The organism is Bradyrhizobium roseum (genome assembly GCF_030413175.1).
Taxonomy (GTDB): domain Bacteria; phylum Pseudomonadota; class Alphaproteobacteria; order Rhizobiales; family Xanthobacteraceae; genus Bradyrhizobium; species Bradyrhizobium roseum.
In genome coordinates this window covers 2,063,027-2,081,586 of record NZ_CP129212.1, presented here as the reverse complement: position 1 = coordinate 2,081,586, position 18,560 = coordinate 2,063,027, and the positions used below count along the sequence as shown (strand labels likewise).

The window sequence follows — 18,560 nt, the reverse complement described above, 5'->3', positions numbered from 1 at the left end:
GCCGACTACGCAGCAAACTGCGCAAGCTTGGCCGGCACCAGACGCTTGGCCTCAGAGAGCATCAGCGAGCGGAGTTCGGCGCCATTGGGGCACGGCGGCATCGCATCGATGGCGCCACGCACCAGGTCATGCAACCTGTAGAGCGCGCCATCGAGGCCGAGCTCGATCACCGCGCTCGGACGCCCCAGCACGAGATCGCGGCCGACCGGCTTGCCGATCTCCACTTCATCGGAGGCAGCATCGCGAATGTCGTCAGCGACCTGATAGGCTTCGCCAAGCTTCTCACCAACCATCCGCCACGGCTCGGCGTCGGCGCCGGCAGATGCGGCGCCGGCCACGGTCGCGGCCGCGAACAGTGCGCCGGTCTTGGAGCGGTGATAGCGCACGAGATCGATCTGCGATTCGCACTCCCAAGCCTGGCCCGCGACGATACCCGAGGGCACGCCGACCGATTGGGCGATCGTCAAGGTCAGGGGCGCCAGCCGCTCCGGTGCGCAGTTAACACGCGCCAGCGTCTGGAACGCGAGAACGATCAGCGCATCGCCCGTGAGGACCGCCAGCGGTTCGCCAAAGGCCTTGTGAACCGATGGACGACCGCGACGCGTCTCGGCAGCGTCGAAGCACGGCAGATCATCATGTACGAGCGAGGCGCAATGCAGCAGCTCGAGCGCAGCCCCCGCGGCTTCCGTCGCGGCCGGATGATCTTCGCCGCAAGCCGCCGCAACACTGTGACAAAGCCGGGGCCGGACCCGCGCGCCGCCGGGAAATACTGCATACCGCATCGCCGCCGCGAGCCGCGGGGGACAACCCGGAACCTCCGCCCGGCCGATTGCGTCGTTGAGGGCCTGTTCGATCCTGTTGCTGACGCTCATCGCAGGCTCCTGTGCTGGACACAAAGGAATAGTCAATTTGACTTGTCACTCCAACTGTAAATAAATATGGACACTTGTCAATCAGCAACGCGGACCCGGCGTGAGCATGCCCAAAGATCGTGTCGTTATCGTCGGTGCGGGCGTGGCGGGTCTGGTTTCCGCGTTCGCACTCGCAGCGCGCGGGCTCGACGTCACGGTTGTCGAACGCAGCACGTCGTTCGGCGGCAAGATGCGGCAAGTCGCGATTGGCCCTTCACTGATCGACAGCGGCCCGACCGTGTTCACGATGCGCTGGGTGTTCGAAGAGCTGTTCGCCGCAGCCGGCAAGAACTTCGCCGATCAAGTTTGCCTCCGCCCGCTGGACGTTCTGGCCAGGCACGCCTGGGACGAGCACACCCGGCTGGATTTGTTTGCCAGTGAAGAACGAACCATCGACGCGATCGGGGATTTTGCAGGGGCCGTCGAAGCGGATGGCTATCGCGCATTCTGCCGGGACACCAAACGCATCTATGACATTCTCGAAAAGCCGTTCCTGCGCGCCGCACAGCCAAGCATGGGCGGACTGATCGGCGCCGACGGCTTTCGCGGATTGCTGCGACTGCCGCACATCAAGCCGTTCTCCTCGATGTGGTCGGCGCTCGGGCGGTACTTTGCCGATCCACGACTGCAGCAACTGTTCGGGCGCTACGCCACCTATTGCGGGTCATCCCCCTATCTGGCGCCCGCGACCTTGATGCTGGTGGCGCATGTCGAGCGCGAAGGCGTCTGGAGCATCGATGGTGGCATGCACGCGCTGGCGAAAGCACTGGCGGATGGCGCAACGTCGTTGGGCGCAACGATTCGCCTGGGCCAGGAGGTCAACGAAGTTCTTATCTCCTGCGGACGCGTCAATGGTGTGAGGCTTGCTAGCGGCGAACGCATTGCGGCGGATGCCGTCATCCTGAATGCGGATGTCGGCGCCGTTGCCACCGGGCTGTTCGGCGTGCCGGTCCGCCATGCAGCCGTGGCAGTCCCATCCCCTGCCCGCTCGCTGTCCGCCATGACTTGGAGCCTGCTCGCCGAGACGGGCGGCTTCCCGCTGCGCCGGCATAACGTCTTCTTCTCGGGCGATTATGCCGCCGAGTTCGACGACATTTTTGCGCGTGGCGTCCCGCCAAATGAACCTACGGTCTATGTCTGCGCGCAGGATCGCGACGACGAGGACACCATCGCGACCGGTGCGGAAAGACTGCTGATCCTCGTCAACGCACCTGCCAATGGCGACCGGCATACTTACAATGCAGCGGAGGTAGAACAATGCGCGCAGCGGACATTTGGCTTGCTGGGGCGATGCGGCCTTCAGATCCGGCAGCCGGCGAACGCGATGCAGGTGACGACGCCCGCGGATTTCAACCGGATGTTCCCGGCGACGGGCGGCGCCCTGTACGGCCGCAACTCGCACGGATGGACCGCCTCCTTCCAGCGGCCGGGAGTCCGGACAAAGATCCCGGGACTCTATCTGGCGGGAGGCAGCACGCATCCCGGTCCGGGAGTGCCGATGGCGGCGTTGGCGGGCCGGTCGGCTGCAGCCAGCCTGCTCGCGGACCTGACTTCTCCAAAATCGTTCCGCCGAACGGCTATGCGTGGTGGTATGTCGATGCGCTGAGCGACGACGGACAAAATGGCATCACCATCATCGCGTTCATCGGCAGCGTGTTCTCACCCTATTACGCCTTTGCGCGGCGCAACTGCCCGGCTGATCCGCTGAACCATTGCGCCATCAATGTTGCGGTGTACTCCAAGAGCGGCAATCGATGGGCGATGACCGAGCGGCCGCGTGACGCCGTCTCGCGCGCTTCCAACAAGTTCACCCTGGGTCCGAGCAGTCTTTCATGGGACGGCAACTCTTTGGTCATTCGCATCGACGAGATTGCGGTTCCGATCCCGCGGCGCTTGCGTGGCACCATACGCGTCGTTCCCACCGCCATCACACAGCAGGAATTTACGCTGAACGAGAGCGGCCATCATTGCTGGTGGCCGATTGCGCCCTGCGCACGGGTGCACGTCGAACTCGAGCAACCGCATCTGCGCTGGCAGGGCGACGGCTATCTCGATATGAACCGGGGTGATGCGCCGCTCGAAAGCGGGTTTTCCGACTGGCAGTGGTCTCGCGGCGCGACGCGTGATGGTGCGGCTATCCTGTACGAGGCGCGACAGCGAGACGGCCGACGTATCGATCTCGCGATGACCTTCGATCCGCAAGGCCGCATGCAGACGTTTGAACCGCCGGTCCTTCAGACGCTCAACCGCACGGGCTGGCGGGTCGGGCGCGAGGTCCGCAGCGAGGATGCCCCGAGCGTTCTAAGAACGCTGGAAGACGCGCCGTTCTATGCGCGGTCGGTCATTTCCGCCAGGCTGCTGGATGAACCCGTGATGTTGATGCACGAAAGCCTGTCGCTCGATCGCTTCACGATGCCGATTGTGCAGGCGATGCTGCCGTTCCGGATGCCACGGGCGCTGCGATAGCAAGGCGCGCTCTGGAGCCCCTTTTCGATTGAATCGGCACGGGCTCCAGATTCGTGTCCTGACGCGTTTTCTTCCCGCGAACCGGTTTCCACTTCGCTTGAAAACGCTCTAGGATGGCGGGGTGGCATTTTCCTGCTTTGCCCGCTCGGCTTCCTTCTTCTTGTCGAGCCGCTTTCCGACCAGTTCAAGCACACCCCAGGCCATGACGAACATTGCCACGACGAAAAACTCGATAAATCCGAGATAGTCGTCCATGGCGTGCCCTCTCCCGCACCTGGAATTCTATGTCCAAGTGACCACCGGCGGCATCGAACTCAGGATGGTTTCGATGTTGCCTCCGGTCTGAAGCCCGAACATCGTTCCGCGGTCGTAAAGCAGATTGAACTCGACATAGAGCCCGCGGCAGGCGAGTTGCTGCGCCCGTTCGGCCTCCGTCCACGGCTCCATCATCCGCTTCCGCACGATCCGCGGATATACGTCCAGCAATGCGAGGCCGACGTCGCGCGTGAAAGCAAAGTCCTTCTCGAAATCGCCCGTATTGAGATGATCGTAAAAGATTCCGCCGACGCCGCGCGCCTGGCCGCGATGCGGAAGGAAGAAGTAGGTATCTGCCCACGGTTTGAACTTGCCGTAATAGGTGGGGTCATGGGCATCGCAGGCGCGCTTCATGGCGTCGTGAAACGTCATGGTGTCCGGCGCATTCTCGGTACGCTGCTCCGGCAGCATCGGCGTGAGATCGGCGCCACCGCCAAACCAGCCCTGCGCAGTCGAGAGGAACCGCGTGTTCATGTGGACCGTCGGCACCCGCGGACTGCGTGGATGCATGATCAGGCTGATGCTGGTGGAGACGTAATCAAGTTGCACGCCGTCGCCGGGCAACGTTTTGGCCATCTCCGGCGTCAGCTTCCCGTTGGCCGAGGAGGTGTGAATGCCGATCTTCTCAAACAGCCTGCCTCCACTGAGGAAGCCGCCGGTCCCGCCACCGCTGCCGGTGGCGCGCGTCCACGGCTTGTAAACGAACGCAGCCGGTGCCCCAGGAAACAGTTCGGCCGGCGCCTCGCGCTCCAGCGCCTCGACCTCGGCACAGATCCGGTCACGCAGGGACTCGAACCAGAGCTTCGCCCGCGCGCGGTGACTTTCCGCGAGGGCATTGGTGTCATCGCCGATCGTGACCGAGTCGGACATCGCCATCGTCACCTATCGGACGGACGCCGCACGCTGCAACCGGTCCCGCTGCTCCAGTCGGGCGAACAGATCGATGACCCAGACCACCCGGTCCTCGATCGGCTTCGATTTGACCTCCGGCGTGTGATGGCGCAGCGGCGTCATCGCCACGGCCTCGATCAGGAAGCGCGTCTCATCAAGTTGAGCCATTGGCGCAAGCTTCCTTGCCGGTGCCCATTCGGTCCTGAACAACAAAAGCGTCCGCAACAGCACCTTGAGCTTGCGATCGGTCGAGACCACGGCGCGCCGTGAAACCGAATCGAGCCCACCGCGCTCGAGCTCCCGGCCAATCTCCGCGTAGAGCGCCCGCGCGGCATAGATGCCGGGCCGACAGGTCCGCGGCAGGTTCCTGATGCCAAGCGTGGCGCGGCCATAAAGGGCATCGGCGGTATCGAGCAATCGCTGAACGATAGCCGAGATTTCGCCGGTAAACTCAGGCCTGGCCAGCCAGGCTTCGGGATCGATGCCGGCGTCCCGCAACCACGCCAGCGGCAGATAGAGCCGGCCGGCGCGCGCATCCTCCCCGACGTCGCGGGCGATATTAGTCAACTGCATGGCGACACCCAGGTCGCAGGCCCGTGCGACAATTTCAGGCGTACGCTGACCCATCACCAGTGTCATCATGGCCCCGACCGTGCCAGCGACGCGTGCGGCATAGGCGAATAGCTCCGGCAGCGTCTCGTAACGGCGCCCCTCGGCGTCCCACGCCAATCCCTCGAGCAGCGCTTCCGGTATTTCACGCGGGATCGAAAATCGCGCAACGACGTCGGCGAATGCGCGATCGCCGGCAAAATCCATCGGCTGGCCGCCATAGGCGCGATCGAGCCGTTCCTTCAGTCGCTCGACGGCGGTCATGCGTTCGTCGCCGAGATCGACCGCATCATCCGCCAGCCGACAAAACGCATAGAGCGCAATGGCGGGATCGCTGACCCTTCGGGGCAACACCTTCGAGGCCGCATGAAACGTCCGCGAACCACCCTTGAGCAATGCGTGGCACGCGGCCATGTCGGCGGAATCGAGCGAATTGGTCATGCGGTCACCGGGTCTAGGCGCTGTAAAATCTGGGCGTCGGGGACAAGGGAATCGAGAACGCGCGCGGAAGAGAGCACGCCGGGCAGGCCCGCGCCGGGATGGGTGCCGGCGCCTACCAGATACAGGTTTGCGATATCTTCGCTTTTGTTGTGCGGACGAAACCAAGCGCTCTGCGTCAGGATTGGCTCCAGCCCGAAGGCGGCGCCGCGGAACGAGCACAATCGGTCCTGAAAGTCCTGCGGCGTCAACATGCGCGAACTGACGATCTGGTTTTCCAGGTCGGGCAGCATGGTGCTGGAAAGTTCGTGTGCAATCGCGCTACGGTACCGCTCGGCCGCTTCACTCCAGTCCGTGCCGCTCTGCAGATGCGGAACCGGCGACAGCACATAGAACGCGTCGCTGCCCTCGGGAGCGAGCGAGGTATCCGTTGCCGTCGGCCGATGCAGATACAGGCTGAAATCATCGGCGAGGACCTTGCGCTCGAAAATGTCGGTCAACAGTCGCTTGTAGCGCGGGCCGAGCAGAATGGTGTGGTGCGGCACGTCGTTGTACTTGCGGCGCGTGCCGAAGTACCAGACGAACAGACTCATCGAATAGCTTGCGCGCTCGATACGCCGGTCGGTCCAGCGCGAACGTGCGGACGACGGCAGCAGATGCCGGTAGGTCCATGCGGAGTCCGCGTTGGACACCACGAGATCGGCGTCGATGATTTCGCCAGAAGCGAGGCGCACGCCCCGCGCGGTGCCGTTCTGCACCATGATCTCGCAGACCTCCCGATTGCAACGGAGCCTGCCACCCTGCCCCTCGATCAGCTTGACCAGACCTTCGACCAGCCGCCCGGTTCCGCCAAGCGCGAAGTGCACGCCCCAGCGCCGCTCCAGAAATGCGATCAAGCAATAGATCGAACTCGCCGTGAAGGGATTGCCGCCGATCAGGAGTGGATGGAAGCTGAACACGATCCGCAGCCGGGTATCGCGAAAGAATTTCGACACCAGGCTGAAGACGCTCCGATAGCTCGATAGCCGGATCATCTCAGGCGCGATTTTGACCATATCGGTCCATTGGCTGAACGGCACGTCGCCGAGCCGCTCGAAGCCGACCTTGAAGATCTCCTCGCTGGCCTTCATGTAGGCGTCGTAGCCTTCGACATCGCCGGGGGAGAACCGCGCGATTTCGCGACGCATCGCATCCCGGTCGCCGGAATAGTCGAAATGCGACGCGTCCTGAAAGCGGATTCGATAAAATGGCGACACCGGCACCAGCGTCACGTCGTCGGACATTTTTCGTCCGCACAGCTTCCACAATTCCTCGAACAGAAACGGTGCGGTGACGATGGTCGGCCCTGCATCGAAGGTGAAGCCGTCCTGCCGGTAGACGTAGGCGCGGCCGCCGGGCGCATCGAGCTTTTCCAGGACGGTGACCCGGTAGCCTTTCGCACCAAGCCTGATAGCCGCGGCCAAACCGCCGAAGCCGCTGCCGATCACCACCGCATGCGGCGGGCGATGCAGAGGAACTTGGCGCGGCGGTCGGGCGTATGTTGAATCCAGCATAGGCCCACTGTAATTATTTCTTGACAGTTTCCTAGCCTATAATTGTACACTCTCATTTACATTATTGCCGCACCTGTTCGGCAGCAGTCGCGCGCGCGTATCTCTCGACGAGATCTGCGATCAGTTGCGGCTGCTCCTCGTGCGCGAGATGGCCGAGGCCGGGCAATCGCTCGATCACTGCGTTGGGAAGAATCTCGCGAACCTGCTGCGCGACGACAGGCGATATCGATCGGTCGTTCACCGCAGTCACCAGCACCAGCGCCGGCGCGAGACGCGGCAGATCGTGCAATAGCGGCTCGAGTTTCCAGTTCGCCATCATCCGCAGTGCGGCGGCGACATGCGTGGGATTGCGAACGAGCTTGCGATAGAGCGCAACCCCCTCTTGATCGATCGTCGAACCGGTATTGGCAATCAACCGCTCGACTGCCCCGGCATGGGATGCCTGCCAGGCGAACACGCGCGGCACCAGCGGATTCACCACGAGCAACTTCGCCAGCGGCGAGAAAAAATGGGTGGCGACGCCGCCGAACGGCATGAAGGCTCCGTTCAAGGCGACCAGCAAGCGCGGCGACATGCGGCCGGCGAGACACATGCGCGCCAGGATCGCGGCCCCCGCGGAATGACCGACCGCAACCTCCGGCCTCACTTCCAGCTTGCGGAGCAACCCGCCGAGGTCCGTCGCCATGCCCGGGAGCGACAACCGGTCCGCCGGCGGCGATTGCGTAAAGCCGTGTCCGGGAAGATCCGGCGCAACAACCGAGAAATGTTCCGCCAGCAGCGGCAGCAACCCGCGCCAGGAATGGGTCGCGGCGCCGGTGCCATGAATCAACAGCAGCGGTGGCCCCTCACCCATTCTTTGCACATGCCAACGGATTCCGGCGGCTTCGACAAAGCTGCTGAAATCCCGGTTGGGCCAGTCCGCACCATCCTTGCTCCAGACGAGGCCGGACACAGTGACGCTTTATGCCGGCGACGCCGACGGCACGCCGGCAAGGAAAGCATCATAGGCCGTGATGAACTCGGCCTCGGCTTCGAAATGCGGCATCGCGCCGGTTTGGAATACCCGGATGGTCCAGTTGGCGCGGCCTTCGACCTGGACCTTGTTGGAATAGTCGACAAAATCGCCGCGAACGCCGTGGCTCATCCACACCGGCAGTGTCAGCGAGTGATAGATTCGGGTGATGTCCTCGCTGAACAGAAATCCGGACACGAAGTAATACGGCGCGTGTTGGGCGCCTGGCTGGTGCGTGGTCAGGTAGTCATATTCCAGCAGGCCTTCGTCGATATTGCGCGACCCCCAGGTCTTATTCAGGAAATAGCGAATGATGGTGCGGCTGGTGAGCAGCCGGAACAGGCCTTCGCTCCACAATGGGAACTCAAAGAACCCATGCAGCCACGGCATCCCCCGTGTGCCGTTCCTCCATCTGCTATCCTTGTCGCGGCTTCGGAAGCCGGTGGGACTGACGAGTGCCGCGCTTCGGAAGGCGAGTGGCGTCTCGGTCACCGCCCGGGCGAGAAACTCGCACGACAGCGACACGGCCAAGGCGTCGATCGGGCCGCGGCCGTGAACTTCCTGGATTTCCCTGACCGCAATCAAGACTGCATCGGTCATCATTCGTACCGAGTATTCGCGCGCGCCCCGCTGCGAGTGTCCGAATCCCGGAAGTTCCAGCGCATAGACAGTCCGGCTGCGACGATAATGCTCGTAGAGCGGCTTGATTTCGTAAGCGGAGCCGGCGGCATTGATGCTGTGAATCAGGAGCAGCGGCGGAAACTTGCCCGGGATATCCGGACCCGCCGAATAATAGGTGAGCCGGCCAACAGCGCTGCCAATTTCATGGCGCTGGCCGGACACCGGCGCAGGTAAATCATCCGCGCCGCGCAGGACTGCCGGACTGATCGCGGGGGCGGCTGCGCTCATCGCACATCTCCTTGTTTGGACCAGGCCGCATCTCGCCGTCGCCAAGACCCTATCAGCAGTGTGTCAGGACTGACAACCATACTTGTTCAACTTCGACGCGGCGATCACGATCGCGCATGTCGAGCAGATGGTGAAACGCGTGCGAGCGCATCCGGGATAGCGTTAGCCTACGCTTGCCAGAACTGCTTTGGACAATGTGGTGGCGTCGGCATGCGGCAGCGGCAGATAGCGCGCGCCCATTTCGCGGGCGAAGGTTTCTCCGGAAATACCCGGCCGGGGCGACGTATCGACCAGCACGGCGGCAATACCGGCTGCACGCAGTTGCCGGGCGGCGCTGATCGCGTCTTCCTCCGCTTTTGGCCGTCCCTGCCCGCCGTCGCGGGCGATGTTGGCGCGCCCATCGGTCAAGACGATGACTGTCGGCGTCTGTCCTTTGCGCCGGATGGAGTCCGACAGCGCGAATGCCGCATCCAACCCCGCCGCAAGCGGTGTACCGCCGCCGCCGGGCAACCCCGCGAGACTACGCTTGGCGCGCGCCAGCGAACGGGTCGGCGGCAACAGCAATTCGGCGGCGCTGCCGCGAAACGCGATCAGCGCCACCTGGTCGCGCCGGATGTAGCAATCCGCCAGCAATAGCTCGACCGCACCCTTGGCCTCCGCCAGCCGGTGCAACGCCGCGGAACCGGACGCGTCGACCACGAAAATCGTGGTGGTCTCGGTACGCTGCCTGAACCGAGAAATGCGGAAGTCATCCTTTCGGATCAGAATGCGGGGCCAGGATCGCTCGCCAGATGCGGCAGCCTCGCGTCGCCGTAACGGCTGCCATGGCGTCGCAGCGCGCAAGGTCTCGATGACATTGAGCTTGGCGCCGCCCCGCAACTCGCCGCGCGACACACCGGCGGGGCGGCCGCGTTTGCTGGATTTCTGCAGCGCGCCGGCTTTGCCTTGCGAGCGACCGCGCGGTTGCATCGAAGACCCACCCAACGCTGCAAGCACATCGGGCGGAAGCGCGGCCTGGACCGCGGCAAGGATGACTTCATCGAGAGCCCGGTCAATATCGGGATTGTCCGTATCAGCCTTGTCGTCATCGGCGGACTCCGACGGTCGCTGCTCGGGCGGTTGCTCCGGATCTGGCGCCTGTTCCTGCGGAAACACCAGCGCGCGCGGCGCCAGCACCAGCCGCGCCGCACGCGCAATATCCTCCTGATCCACGGCATCATGCGCAGAGAGCGCAGCACTCGCGCAGGCCGCGCGTAGCGCCAGCATCGGCGCGCGGAGCGAGGCGATTCCGAGCGCGGCAGCCGCGTTGCACATCGCCTCGACCTGTTCTGCGCTGGTCTTCAACAGCGACAGCCGATCGACAGCCGCCAGGATGTCCCCGCGATCGATTGCGAAATCATCGGCCTCCCGGATCGGAATGTCGTTCAGGTCGATATGAAATCCGAGGCGGTCGCCGAGCGATCCCGGCGCAAATTCGTCGTCGAGCCCCTCGTCCAGCGCAATCACGCCGAATCGAGCGGGCATCCGCAACGAAAGCCCGTCGCGTTCCACGATCGTCTCCCGTGCATCCATCGCTGCGGTGATATGCACCGCCGCGGCGGACGGCAGCCGTTCCGCCATGGCTACCATGAGGACGCCGCCATCCGCCTCCGCGAGCAGCCCGCGTTCGGCAACGGGACGCCCCGCCAGCAACGTCGCATGGAGGTCCAGGCCGCCGAGCAGGCGTCCATCGGCAATATGCAGCGGTAGATGTTTCAGCAGCCGGGCGGTCGGCAATGCCGCGCGCAAGATCGTCATCCAGCGGTCTCGAACCGGACCGGCGCGCGATCGCACCAGAACGCCGCCGATGCCGACCGGATCGATCGCGAACAATTGCGCCGCGGTCACCGCATCGGACCAGGCGGGCGCGGCGGTCATCCCAAGACTTCCGCGATGGCGCGGTCGACCCGCACGCTGGAACCGGCATCATCGAGCGGATTGCGCCGTAGGCGGTGACGCAAGGCCGCCGGCGCGACGCGACGCAAATGCTCGTCGCCGACGGCCTGTTTGCCTTCGAGTGCCGCCAGCGCGCGCGCGGCACGCATCAGCGTCAATTCCCCGCGCAGACCGTCAGTACCGAGGGCCATGCAAAGCCTGGCTGCACGCTCCAGCGATGCGTCTGGTACGGCGACCAGCGGCAGGCGCTCGCGCGCCGACGTGATCCGCTTGCGCAGCTTCGTCTCTTCCTTGGCCCACCTCGCGGTGAACGCGGCGGTATCGCTTTCGAATTCGTCGCGGCGACGTACCACCTCGATGCGGCTGGGAAGGTCGTTCGGCGTCTTCACCTCGACCGACATGCCGAAGCGGTCCAGCAGTTGCGGGCGCAATTCCCCTTCCTCGGGATTGCCGGTGCCGACCAGCACGAAACGCGCCGGATGCCGGATACTCAGGCCTTCGCGCTCGACGATGTTTTCGCCGGACGCAGCCACATCGAGCAGAAGATCGACCAGATGATCTTCCAGCAGGTTGGCTTCATCGATGTACAGGAACCCGCGGTGCGCGCGGGCCAGCAATCCCGGCTCGAATGCCTTCTCCCCATGCGCCAGCGCCCGTTCCAGATCGAGCGCGCCGACAACGCGGTCCTCGGTCGCGCCAAGCGGCAGGTCGACAACCGGCACCGGCACTTGCGTCGATTTCAGCGCGCCCTTGGCAGCACGGGCCCGGCATTCTTCGCAAAAATCCGTCGGTAGATCTGGATCGCAATTGTAGCGGCAGCCGGTTACGATCTTCATCTTGGGCAGCAATGCCGCCAGCGCGCGCACCGCCGTGGATTTTCCCGAACCGCGATCTCCAAAGGCCAGCACGCCGCCGACCTTGGGATCGACCGCGGCAACCAGCAGGGCAAGTTTCATCTCATCCTGGCCGACGATGGCTGAAAATGGAAAGGCGGTTGCCATGCTACCCCTTCATGGCCCGTGCCTGGTGCGCGCGCTGACCATGGTGCTCCTGCGCGTGCCTGTCCGCATTGAGACTGCCACCACCCGACTCCGTTCCGCAATCGCGCTCCGATCCACGAAGCAGGCCGAGATTAAGACCAGCCAGCGCCGGAATGCAAACGAACGCGCGTGCGGTGCAAACGCAGCAGCAGGCATGGACTGCGGCAATTAATATACGCGCGAAGTTCAAAACGTTTCACGGCCGACGGGATTTTTTTGCAGGATCATGCCAGGCTGGTTTTGGCTTCGACGGGGCTCGGAGGAGTGGTAATCGTAACCGACGATGCCTCGAAACAGTTTCCTTCATTCTTCCAGTGGTCAAAATCGCGATGAGCTCGGATGTCTTGATAGGTGATGGTGAGGCTGTTCGGCTGACGCCACATCCGCTGCGCGCCGCCGTGCTTGGTGAAGTTCATGCCCGACCGTTCACGCCGATTTCGGTGCCGTCGCGAATTGTGCATTTTGCCTTCGATACGTCCGGGACACGGGCCCAGCACGACCGCGCCAACCTGAACGCATTCTGCACATCACGAGGCCTCCAGGCACCGTCACCTGCCGAAAAACATTATCGCGTCCCGTTCGGCACCACGGTGTTGCGATGGGAGCAGCATTCCGAGTTTACCACCTACACCTGGGAAATCCCGGCCGATCCGACCGCCATGCCATTCCATCCAGATGCGGCGGCGTTGGCGTTGCCCATGCGGCTGGTGCCACAGCCCGGGCCTTTGTTGGTGGCAATCGATCTTCATCTGCTCGCGGAGGACCCGAAGCGCACGGCGCCGGACCGCCTGTTCGACAGCGCCAGCCTTGCTGTTGCCGAGAACTCCGATGGTGCCGCGATCTACGCAACGGACTTTCGGCCCGGGCCTTCCGGCTTTGTCCGTATCCTGGTCGCCAACCGCACGATGTCGCCGGAACGCGCCGGCGCACTGGTTCAGCGGGTCATCGAGCTTGAGACCTATCGCACGCTGGCCCTGCTCGGCCTGCCCGAAGCGCAGCGGCTATCGCCCTCGATCGCGGCCTCGGAGCGGCGTCTCGTCGAGGTCACCGAACAGATGCGCCAGGCCGGCGATCTCGCCGCCAATCACAAACTGCTAGATGAATTGACCGCGTTGGCCGCCGAGGTGGAGGCCGGCGCAGCGGCCAGCGTATTTCGCTTCGGCGCCAGCCGGGCCTACGAAGAAATCGTCGCGCAACGGCTTCAGACCATCGGCGAACGAAAAGTCGCTGGCCTACCGACCTGGTCATCATTTCTTGCCCGCCGGATGAAGCCGGCGTTACGCACCTGCGTCACCACCGAGGCGCGCCAATCCAGCCTCTCGCTCAAGCTCGCACGCGCCGCCAATCTGCTGCGCACCCGCGTCGACGTCGAGCTGGAGCAGCAAAACCAGGAACTCTTGAAGTCGATGAATGCACGGACGCGGATGCAGCTGCGCCTGCAGACAACGGTCGAAGGACTCTCGGTGGCGGCGATCACCTATTACGTAGTCAGCCTGTTCGGATATCTCGCCAAGGCGGCGTACGACAGCGGCCGACTTCAGGTCGAGCCCAGCGTCGCGACCGCCCTATTCGTTCCGATCGCAGCGCTTTCGATATGGTGGACGGTCCGCAGCATCCGCAAGAAGCACATTGCCGGTGAGACCTGATGAAGCTCTTCATCGGACTGGTTGCAGCAACGGCGATCTTGATCGGGCTGTACCAGTTACATCTGGGCACCGCCGGCCTAAGCGTAACACGGAATACCGTCGGCGAAACCCCGGTAACGATATTCAGGCCGCAATCCACAGCCCCCGCTCCCGTTGTCTTGATCGCGCACGGCTTTGCCGGATCGCAGCAATTGATGCAGCCGTTCGCGGAAACGCTGGCGCGCAATGGCTACATGGCCTTGACGTTCGATTTTCTCGGTCACGGCCGTAACCCGACTCCAATGCGCGGCGACGTGACGGAAGGCAAGACGATCACCGCCGCATTGCTGGCAGAATTGACCGATGTCGCGGCGGCGGCCCGAAAGCTACCGGGGAGCGATGGCCGCCTTGCGGCACTCGGGCATTCGATGGCTTCCGACATTGTCGTACGATTTGCGCAGGCGAATCCGGATGTCGCGGCAACGGTCGCAGTATCTGTGTTTTCGCCGGTGGTGACCGCGACCAGCCCCCGCAATCTGCTCGTTGTCGTCGGCGCACTCGAACCTGCGATGCTCCGCAATGAAGGCCTGCGCATCGTCAATCTCACCGCCGGCGGAACGGCCAGCGCCGGCGAGACGTATGGTGACTTTCTAGATGGCACGGCACGAAAACTGGCGCTGGCGCGCGGCGTCGAGCATATCGGCGTGCTCTACAGCCATGATACCATGGTAGAGACGCTGCGCTGGCTCAATGCCGCGCTGGGCAAGCAAGGCGAAGGCTTTATCGACAACCGAGGGCGCTGGCTGGCGCTGGTGTTTCTCGGCATGATCACATTGGCTTGGCCGCTGTCGTCACTGTTGCCAGCCGCGAGCCCGATGCCCGCCGGCGCCGGTCTCGGCTGGAAACCGCTTCTGATCGCTGCGGTCACGCCAGCGCTGCTGACGCCGCTGATGCTCTGGAAAATGCCGACGGACTTCCTGTCGATCCTGCTCGGTGACTATCTCACACTTCACTTTCTGCTGTATGGCGTACTGACGGGCATAGCACTATTGTATTTGCACAGTGATCTATCGCCCGGTGCGATGCCAGTATCCTGGAAACGCATCGCGATCGCAGCAGTCGCAGTTTCCGCCTACAACATCGTCGCTTTTGGTTTCATCATCGACACCTATGTCTTTTCGTTTCTACCGATTCCCGCTCGGCTTCCTCTCATCGCCGCGATCGCCTGCGGCACCCTCCCCTACTTCGTGGCCGACGAATGGCTGACACGCGGCAAGCACGCCCGGCGCGGCGCATATACCGCGACAAAATTCTGCTTCCTTCTGTCGCTCGCGATTGCCGTAGCGCTCAATCCAATGAAGCTTTTCTTCCTTGTCATCATCGTGCCCGCGATCCTGCTCCTGTTCATGGCGTTCGGGTTGATAAGCCGATGGAGTTACGCGGCGACGCGCCACCCGCTGCCGGGCGCGCTCGCTAACGCCGCCGTCTTCGCATGGGGGATCGGCGTGACGTTTCCAATGATCGTGCGGTGAAATAGCGGAGCTTGCGGATATGTTGGAGCACAAGCGCACCGAACCGGCGCCCGGGCAGGAATCGGTCTGGGATTACCCCCGCCCGCCGCGACTGGAGAAAGTCGGCGCGCGCCTGCGCGTGATCTTTTGCGATCAAACGATCGCCGACACGACGTCCGGCTATCGGGTGCTGGAGACCAGCCATCCGCCGGTCTACTACATTCCGCCCGACGATATCGCGCAGCAGTATCTGCAGGGCGCGCCCGGAGGTTCGTGGTGCGAATTCAAGGGGCACGCGAGATACTGGTCGCTCGACGTCGACGGCCGGGTGGCCGAAAATGCGGCGTGGAGCTACCCGACGCCATCCGCGGCATTCGCCGACATCGCTGGCTATTTGGCGTTCTATGCGTCCCGCGTCGATCAGTGCTGGGTGGATGACGAACGCGTGCAACCGCAGGAAGGCGATTTCTACGGCGGATGGATCAGCTCGCACATCGTTGGGCCGTTCAAGGGCGGCGCCAGAACGCGTGGATGGTAAACCGCAGAGTTCCATCCAAGGTGATATGGGCCTCTGCGGTCCGCGCTGCGACGTTGTGCGATCTCTGTAACGATCAAGTCGTGGCGAGAGATGTCTTACTTTGGCTCGCCGGTGGAGCCGTTTTGATTGCCAACGCCAGTATCGGATGACGTCGGTGGTGAGCGGGTGTCCGGCGCGGGATTGGCCGGCTGGTAGAGTTTGGGCTGATTGGATGAACCAGCCGGCTGCGCCATACCCTGCGACATTCCCGTCGTCTGACCGACCGGTGTCGGTACAGCAGCCGTCTCCACGGTCGACTTCCGGGCATAGCCCGTCGTCAACAGTCCCATCACGGCAAGCGCAACGACCGTAACTGCGATCAGTTCGGGGCCAGCACCATTCGGTGTCGCTCCAACACGTGAACCGTTTCCTTCAAGGGCTTCGGAAGCGATCTCCCTGTTGGTGCGGGAACGCAGAAAGTAGATGAACGAGCCGGCAATGCCGAACGTCGTTGCCGCCAGGGTGAAAAACATCAGCCAGCTGATTGGGTTGTCGCCTTGCATCTGATCCTCCAGGTTGTCCAACTCGCATGACAATCTGGACACGACCTCTTTGTTCCTGGGAAGCCATTCGACGTCGGCACGGCGCCATCAATCGATACAAGTGATTGATTGTCGGAATATTTCCTGAGTTGGCCGTAAACGTAAAGTGTCACAATTACTTTGTGTAAACTTTGATTGACAGTCCGGGCAACATCGGAGAGCCTAGCGTCAGCCGATCGCGCCCATTTTCGCAGATGCACCGAACGACGACGAAAGCGAACAGACGGTATGCTCGCAGCACGATCCCATCCAACCCAACTCCAACTGCTCCTGCTGCGGATGTCCCGGAAGGACGAAGCCGCCTTTGAAAAACTTTACTCTGCGACCAAGCGCAAGCTGTTTTCCACGGTGCTGCTGATCGTCAAGCGCAGGCACCTGGCGGAAGAAATACTTCAGGAAGCCTATGTTCGCATCTGGCTGAACGCCGCTGCATACCGTTCATCGCTCGGTTCGCCCATGAACTGGATGACAACGATCGCCAAGAATCTCGCGATCGATGTCGCGCGAAAGCCGGCGCGCGAGATTCATTCCGACCATTCGGCAATGTTGAATTTCCCCGCTGACAGCCCCACGGCGCTCGAGACCATCGAAATCCGGGAAAGCGAAAGCGAGACTATCAGACTACAGCGTAGCATTTGTTTCGCCTTGCAAGCACTGGGGCCCCTACGGCGCCAACTCGTGATTGCGGCATACATCCATGGGGAAAGCCGACATCGGCTTTCCGAACAGTACGGCGTGCCGGTCAGCACCATAAAGACCTGGATCCGCCGCGCGCTGCTGGACGTGCGCGCTAGCGTAGGTGCACCGGCAAACTATAGCGATATCAATTTACTCATCTCCGACTTGGTCGTTAGCTCGCAACACAATCTGATTGTTGGAGCCAACGAAGTTATCCGACGCTCGTAGCACCGTCGGACGCTCTGTCGAAAGCAGTGAGCGTTGGGCCTGACGGTCGGACAATTATTCGATCAGCCCGCGGAGCCGAACGGCCTGCCGTTACGCAAGGGGTCCGCATGCACGATCGGGCGTTCGCCGCCGCGCGACACCAGGCCGCCGCATCGGTCCCAATGCAGACATGATCGGCGCCGACGAGATCGATCGGATAGCGCAGCGCCTGGGGATCGAAAACGAGGCTATCGAAATAGATACGCTTCAGCAGGTCCTTCGGAGAGGATTTGCTCATGCCATTGGCCTCGCTGCGCACCGAATGCCCGTGAACCAGCCGCCCGATCTGGTAGGGAATGAAGCCACCGCCATGCGCCATCACGATCTTCAGGTCCGGCAATTCGTCGAGCCGTCCGGAAACATCAGGTTGGCGAGCATCACGGTGGTGTCGAGTGGATTGCCGATCAGCTTGGTAAGGTAGTAATTTTCGAGTCCCGCCTTGGCGCCGACGTAATAGGGATGCGCGAAAACGAACACGTTCAGCTAGGAGGCCCGCCGCAGCAGAGGGCAGAGGCCTGCTACTGCAATCCACTTGGCGAAACGGCTTATACGTAGAACTACGGAAGTGTAGTTGAGCGTCAGGCCGAGCGCGGAAACTCCATTTCGTCTCATGACCGATACGCGTCGAGCGCATGGGCGACCAAAATGCCCAGGCTGAGTACGACAAGAAGCGCTGCGACCACTTCAAAAAGCATGGGTCAGCCCGGGCGTTGAAATGTGAGCTCAAAGCAATGGCCTAGTAAAAAGCCGGTGCGTGCTGCACAGTCAAAGAGATTCGAGTACGGCGTGCTGATTCGGCTTTTGTTGATGTTTCCTGGCAACGACGAACGCCGGGAAAAAGCTGCAATCCTTAAAATTGAGCTCGAAGCCCGACAGATGATCGGCTGGCACCTTGTTATTTCGGCAATTTTGACCTCCGCCGCCGTGGCCGGATGCATCACCTATTTGCTTGGCCCGCCGATGGCTTCCATCGCAGTCGATCACCAGCCGTATGCCAGCCGCCTCTCTTTGAGTAGTCCTGACTCAGCGAATTCCAAAGCCGCCGGAAAACATCTCATTGAAAATGAAAAAGCAGCAATAGCCTACCTGGAAGTCGCCCAGGAAATTCTCAGGCGAGCACCGCTCGCGCAAGCGTCGGCCAGCACCGATCAGCTGATTTTTACGGCGCGCGTTCCGCTACCAAGAAAGCGACCGATTCCTCGCTAATGATCGTTGCCCTCGCTGAGGGGGACCGCCACGGCGATCAACGTCTATTCAAAGCCAAATGACGTCCGTATTTCC

20 protein-coding genes are annotated in these 18,560 nt (G+C 62.6%); 7 read left to right on the top strand and 13 right to left on the bottom strand.

Translation table 11 applies throughout. The features are described from left to right. Positions 1-5: 5 nt before the first annotated feature. Positions 6-872 (bottom strand): polyprenyl synthetase family protein, encoded by an 867-nt coding sequence (locus QUH67_RS09820; protein WP_300946471.1) that lies wholly within the window; start codon positions 870-872, stop codon positions 6-8. A 106-nt stretch (positions 873-978) separates the two neighbouring features. On the opposite strand from QUH67_RS09820, the gene crtD reads away from it, so the two are divergent. After that, positions 979-2,517: a 1-hydroxycarotenoid 3,4-desaturase CrtD gene (crtD, locus tag QUH67_RS09815; protein WP_300946470.1), complete on the top strand. Its 1,539-nt coding sequence runs from the start codon at positions 979-981 to the stop codon at positions 2,515-2,517. Further along, on the top strand, positions 2,472-3,377 hold the full coding sequence (locus QUH67_RS09810; RefSeq protein ID WP_300947992.1) for a carotenoid 1,2-hydratase: 906 nt from the start codon (positions 2,472-2,474) through the stop codon (positions 3,375-3,377). The genes crtD and QUH67_RS09810 overlap by 46 nt, the downstream gene beginning before the upstream one ends. Before the next feature lie 108 nt (positions 3,378-3,485). Here QUH67_RS09810 and QUH67_RS09805 read toward each other — a convergent pair whose 3' ends face one another. The 9 genes from QUH67_RS09805 to QUH67_RS09765 all read right to left on the bottom strand — a co-directional run bounded on the left by QUH67_RS09805 (position 3,486) and on the right by QUH67_RS09765 (position 12,495). Further along, a complete protein-coding gene (locus tag QUH67_RS09805; RefSeq protein WP_300946469.1) occupies positions 3,486-3,632 on the bottom strand; it encodes a hypothetical protein in 147 nt (48 codons plus the stop codon). 27 nt (positions 3,633-3,659) lie between these two features. Then, the gene (hemF, locus tag QUH67_RS09800; protein WP_300946468.1) at positions 3,660-4,562 is read right to left on the bottom strand and encodes an oxygen-dependent coproporphyrinogen oxidase; all 903 of its coding nucleotides are present in this window, start codon (positions 4,560-4,562) and stop codon (positions 3,660-3,662) included. A gap of 12 nt (positions 4,563-4,574) precedes the next feature. Continuing rightward, positions 4,575-5,633 (bottom strand): phytoene/squalene synthase family protein, encoded by a 1,059-nt coding sequence (locus QUH67_RS09795; protein ID WP_300946467.1) that lies wholly within the window; start codon positions 5,631-5,633, stop codon positions 4,575-4,577. Continuing rightward, positions 5,630-7,183 carry a phytoene desaturase gene (locus tag QUH67_RS09790; RefSeq protein ID WP_300946466.1) on the bottom strand — a complete coding sequence of 518 codons (1,554 nt, stop codon included), beginning with the start codon at positions 7,181-7,183 and terminating at the stop codon, positions 5,630-5,632. Before QUH67_RS09790 ends, QUH67_RS09795 begins: the two co-directional genes overlap by 4 nt. 61 nt (positions 7,184-7,244) lie before the next feature. Further along, positions 7,245-8,135, bottom strand: a complete 891-nt coding sequence (gene bchO / locus QUH67_RS09785) for an alpha/beta fold hydrolase BchO (RefSeq protein ID WP_300946465.1) — start codon at positions 8,133-8,135, stop codon at positions 7,245-7,247. A 9-nt stretch (positions 8,136-8,144) separates the two neighbouring features. Continuing rightward, positions 8,145-9,104: an alpha/beta fold hydrolase gene (locus tag QUH67_RS09780; protein ID WP_300946464.1), complete on the bottom strand. Its 960-nt coding sequence runs from the start codon at positions 9,102-9,104 to the stop codon at positions 8,145-8,147. A 162-nt stretch (positions 9,105-9,266) separates the two neighbouring features. Next, positions 9,267-11,021, bottom strand: coding sequence for a magnesium chelatase subunit D (locus tag QUH67_RS09775; protein WP_300946463.1), 1,755 nt, complete (start codon positions 11,019-11,021; stop codon positions 9,267-9,269). Beyond that, a complete protein-coding gene (bchI, locus tag QUH67_RS09770; protein ID WP_300946462.1) occupies positions 11,018-12,040 on the bottom strand; it encodes a magnesium chelatase ATPase subunit I in 1,023 nt (340 codons plus the stop codon). Before bchI ends, QUH67_RS09775 begins: the two co-directional genes overlap by 4 nt. 263 nt (positions 12,041-12,303) lie before the next feature. Further along, entirely contained in the window at positions 12,304-12,495 is a 192-nt protein-coding gene (locus tag QUH67_RS09765; RefSeq protein WP_300948322.1) for a hypothetical protein, read from the bottom strand. Here QUH67_RS09765 and QUH67_RS09760 point away from each other — a divergent pair. The 3 genes from QUH67_RS09760 to QUH67_RS09750 are packed head-to-tail and all read left to right on the top strand — an operon-like array spanning position 12,409 to position 15,753. Continuing rightward, positions 12,409-13,725 (top strand): DUF3422 family protein, encoded by a 1,317-nt coding sequence (locus QUH67_RS09760; protein WP_300946461.1) that lies wholly within the window; start codon positions 12,409-12,411, stop codon positions 13,723-13,725. The two genes, QUH67_RS09765 and QUH67_RS09760, sit on opposite strands and share 87 nt — an antisense overlap. Further along, on the top strand, positions 13,725-15,236 hold the full coding sequence (locus tag QUH67_RS09755) for a dienelactone hydrolase family protein (RefSeq protein ID WP_300946460.1): 1,512 nt from the start codon (positions 13,725-13,727) through the stop codon (positions 15,234-15,236). The genes QUH67_RS09760 and QUH67_RS09755 overlap by 1 nt, the downstream gene beginning before the upstream one ends. A 19-nt stretch (positions 15,237-15,255) precedes the next feature. After that, positions 15,256-15,753, top strand: a complete 498-nt coding sequence (locus QUH67_RS09750) for a DUF427 domain-containing protein (RefSeq protein ID WP_300946459.1) — start codon at positions 15,256-15,258, stop codon at positions 15,751-15,753. Between the two features lie 95 nt (positions 15,754-15,848). Here QUH67_RS09750 and QUH67_RS09745 read toward each other — a convergent pair whose 3' ends face one another. Next, positions 15,849-16,295 (bottom strand): hypothetical protein, encoded by a 447-nt coding sequence (locus QUH67_RS09745; RefSeq protein ID WP_300946458.1) that lies wholly within the window; start codon positions 16,293-16,295, stop codon positions 15,849-15,851. A gap of 267 nt (positions 16,296-16,562) precedes the next feature. Here QUH67_RS09745 and QUH67_RS09740 point away from each other — a divergent pair, with 267 nt between their 5' ends. Continuing rightward, positions 16,563-17,240, top strand: coding sequence for a sigma-70 family RNA polymerase sigma factor (locus QUH67_RS09740; protein WP_300946457.1), 678 nt, complete (start codon positions 16,563-16,565; stop codon positions 17,238-17,240). Here the strand turns inward: QUH67_RS09740 and QUH67_RS09735 are convergent. Further along, complete coding sequence (locus QUH67_RS09735) at positions 17,224-17,598, bottom strand: amidohydrolase family protein (protein WP_300947991.1); 375 nt, start codon at positions 17,596-17,598, stop codon at positions 17,224-17,226. The genes QUH67_RS09740 and QUH67_RS09735 overlap by 17 nt on opposite strands. A gap of 8 nt (positions 17,599-17,606) precedes the next feature. Then, positions 17,607-17,756 carry a hypothetical protein gene (locus QUH67_RS09730; RefSeq protein WP_300946456.1) on the bottom strand — a complete coding sequence of 50 codons (150 nt, stop codon included), beginning with the start codon at positions 17,754-17,756 and terminating at the stop codon, positions 17,607-17,609. Between the two features lie 240 nt (positions 17,757-17,996). Here QUH67_RS09730 and QUH67_RS09725 point away from each other — a divergent pair, with 240 nt between their 5' ends. Then, positions 17,997-18,485, top strand: a complete 489-nt coding sequence (locus QUH67_RS09725; protein WP_300946455.1) for a hypothetical protein — start codon at positions 17,997-17,999, stop codon at positions 18,483-18,485. The last annotated feature ends 75 nt before the right edge of the window (positions 18,486-18,560 follow it).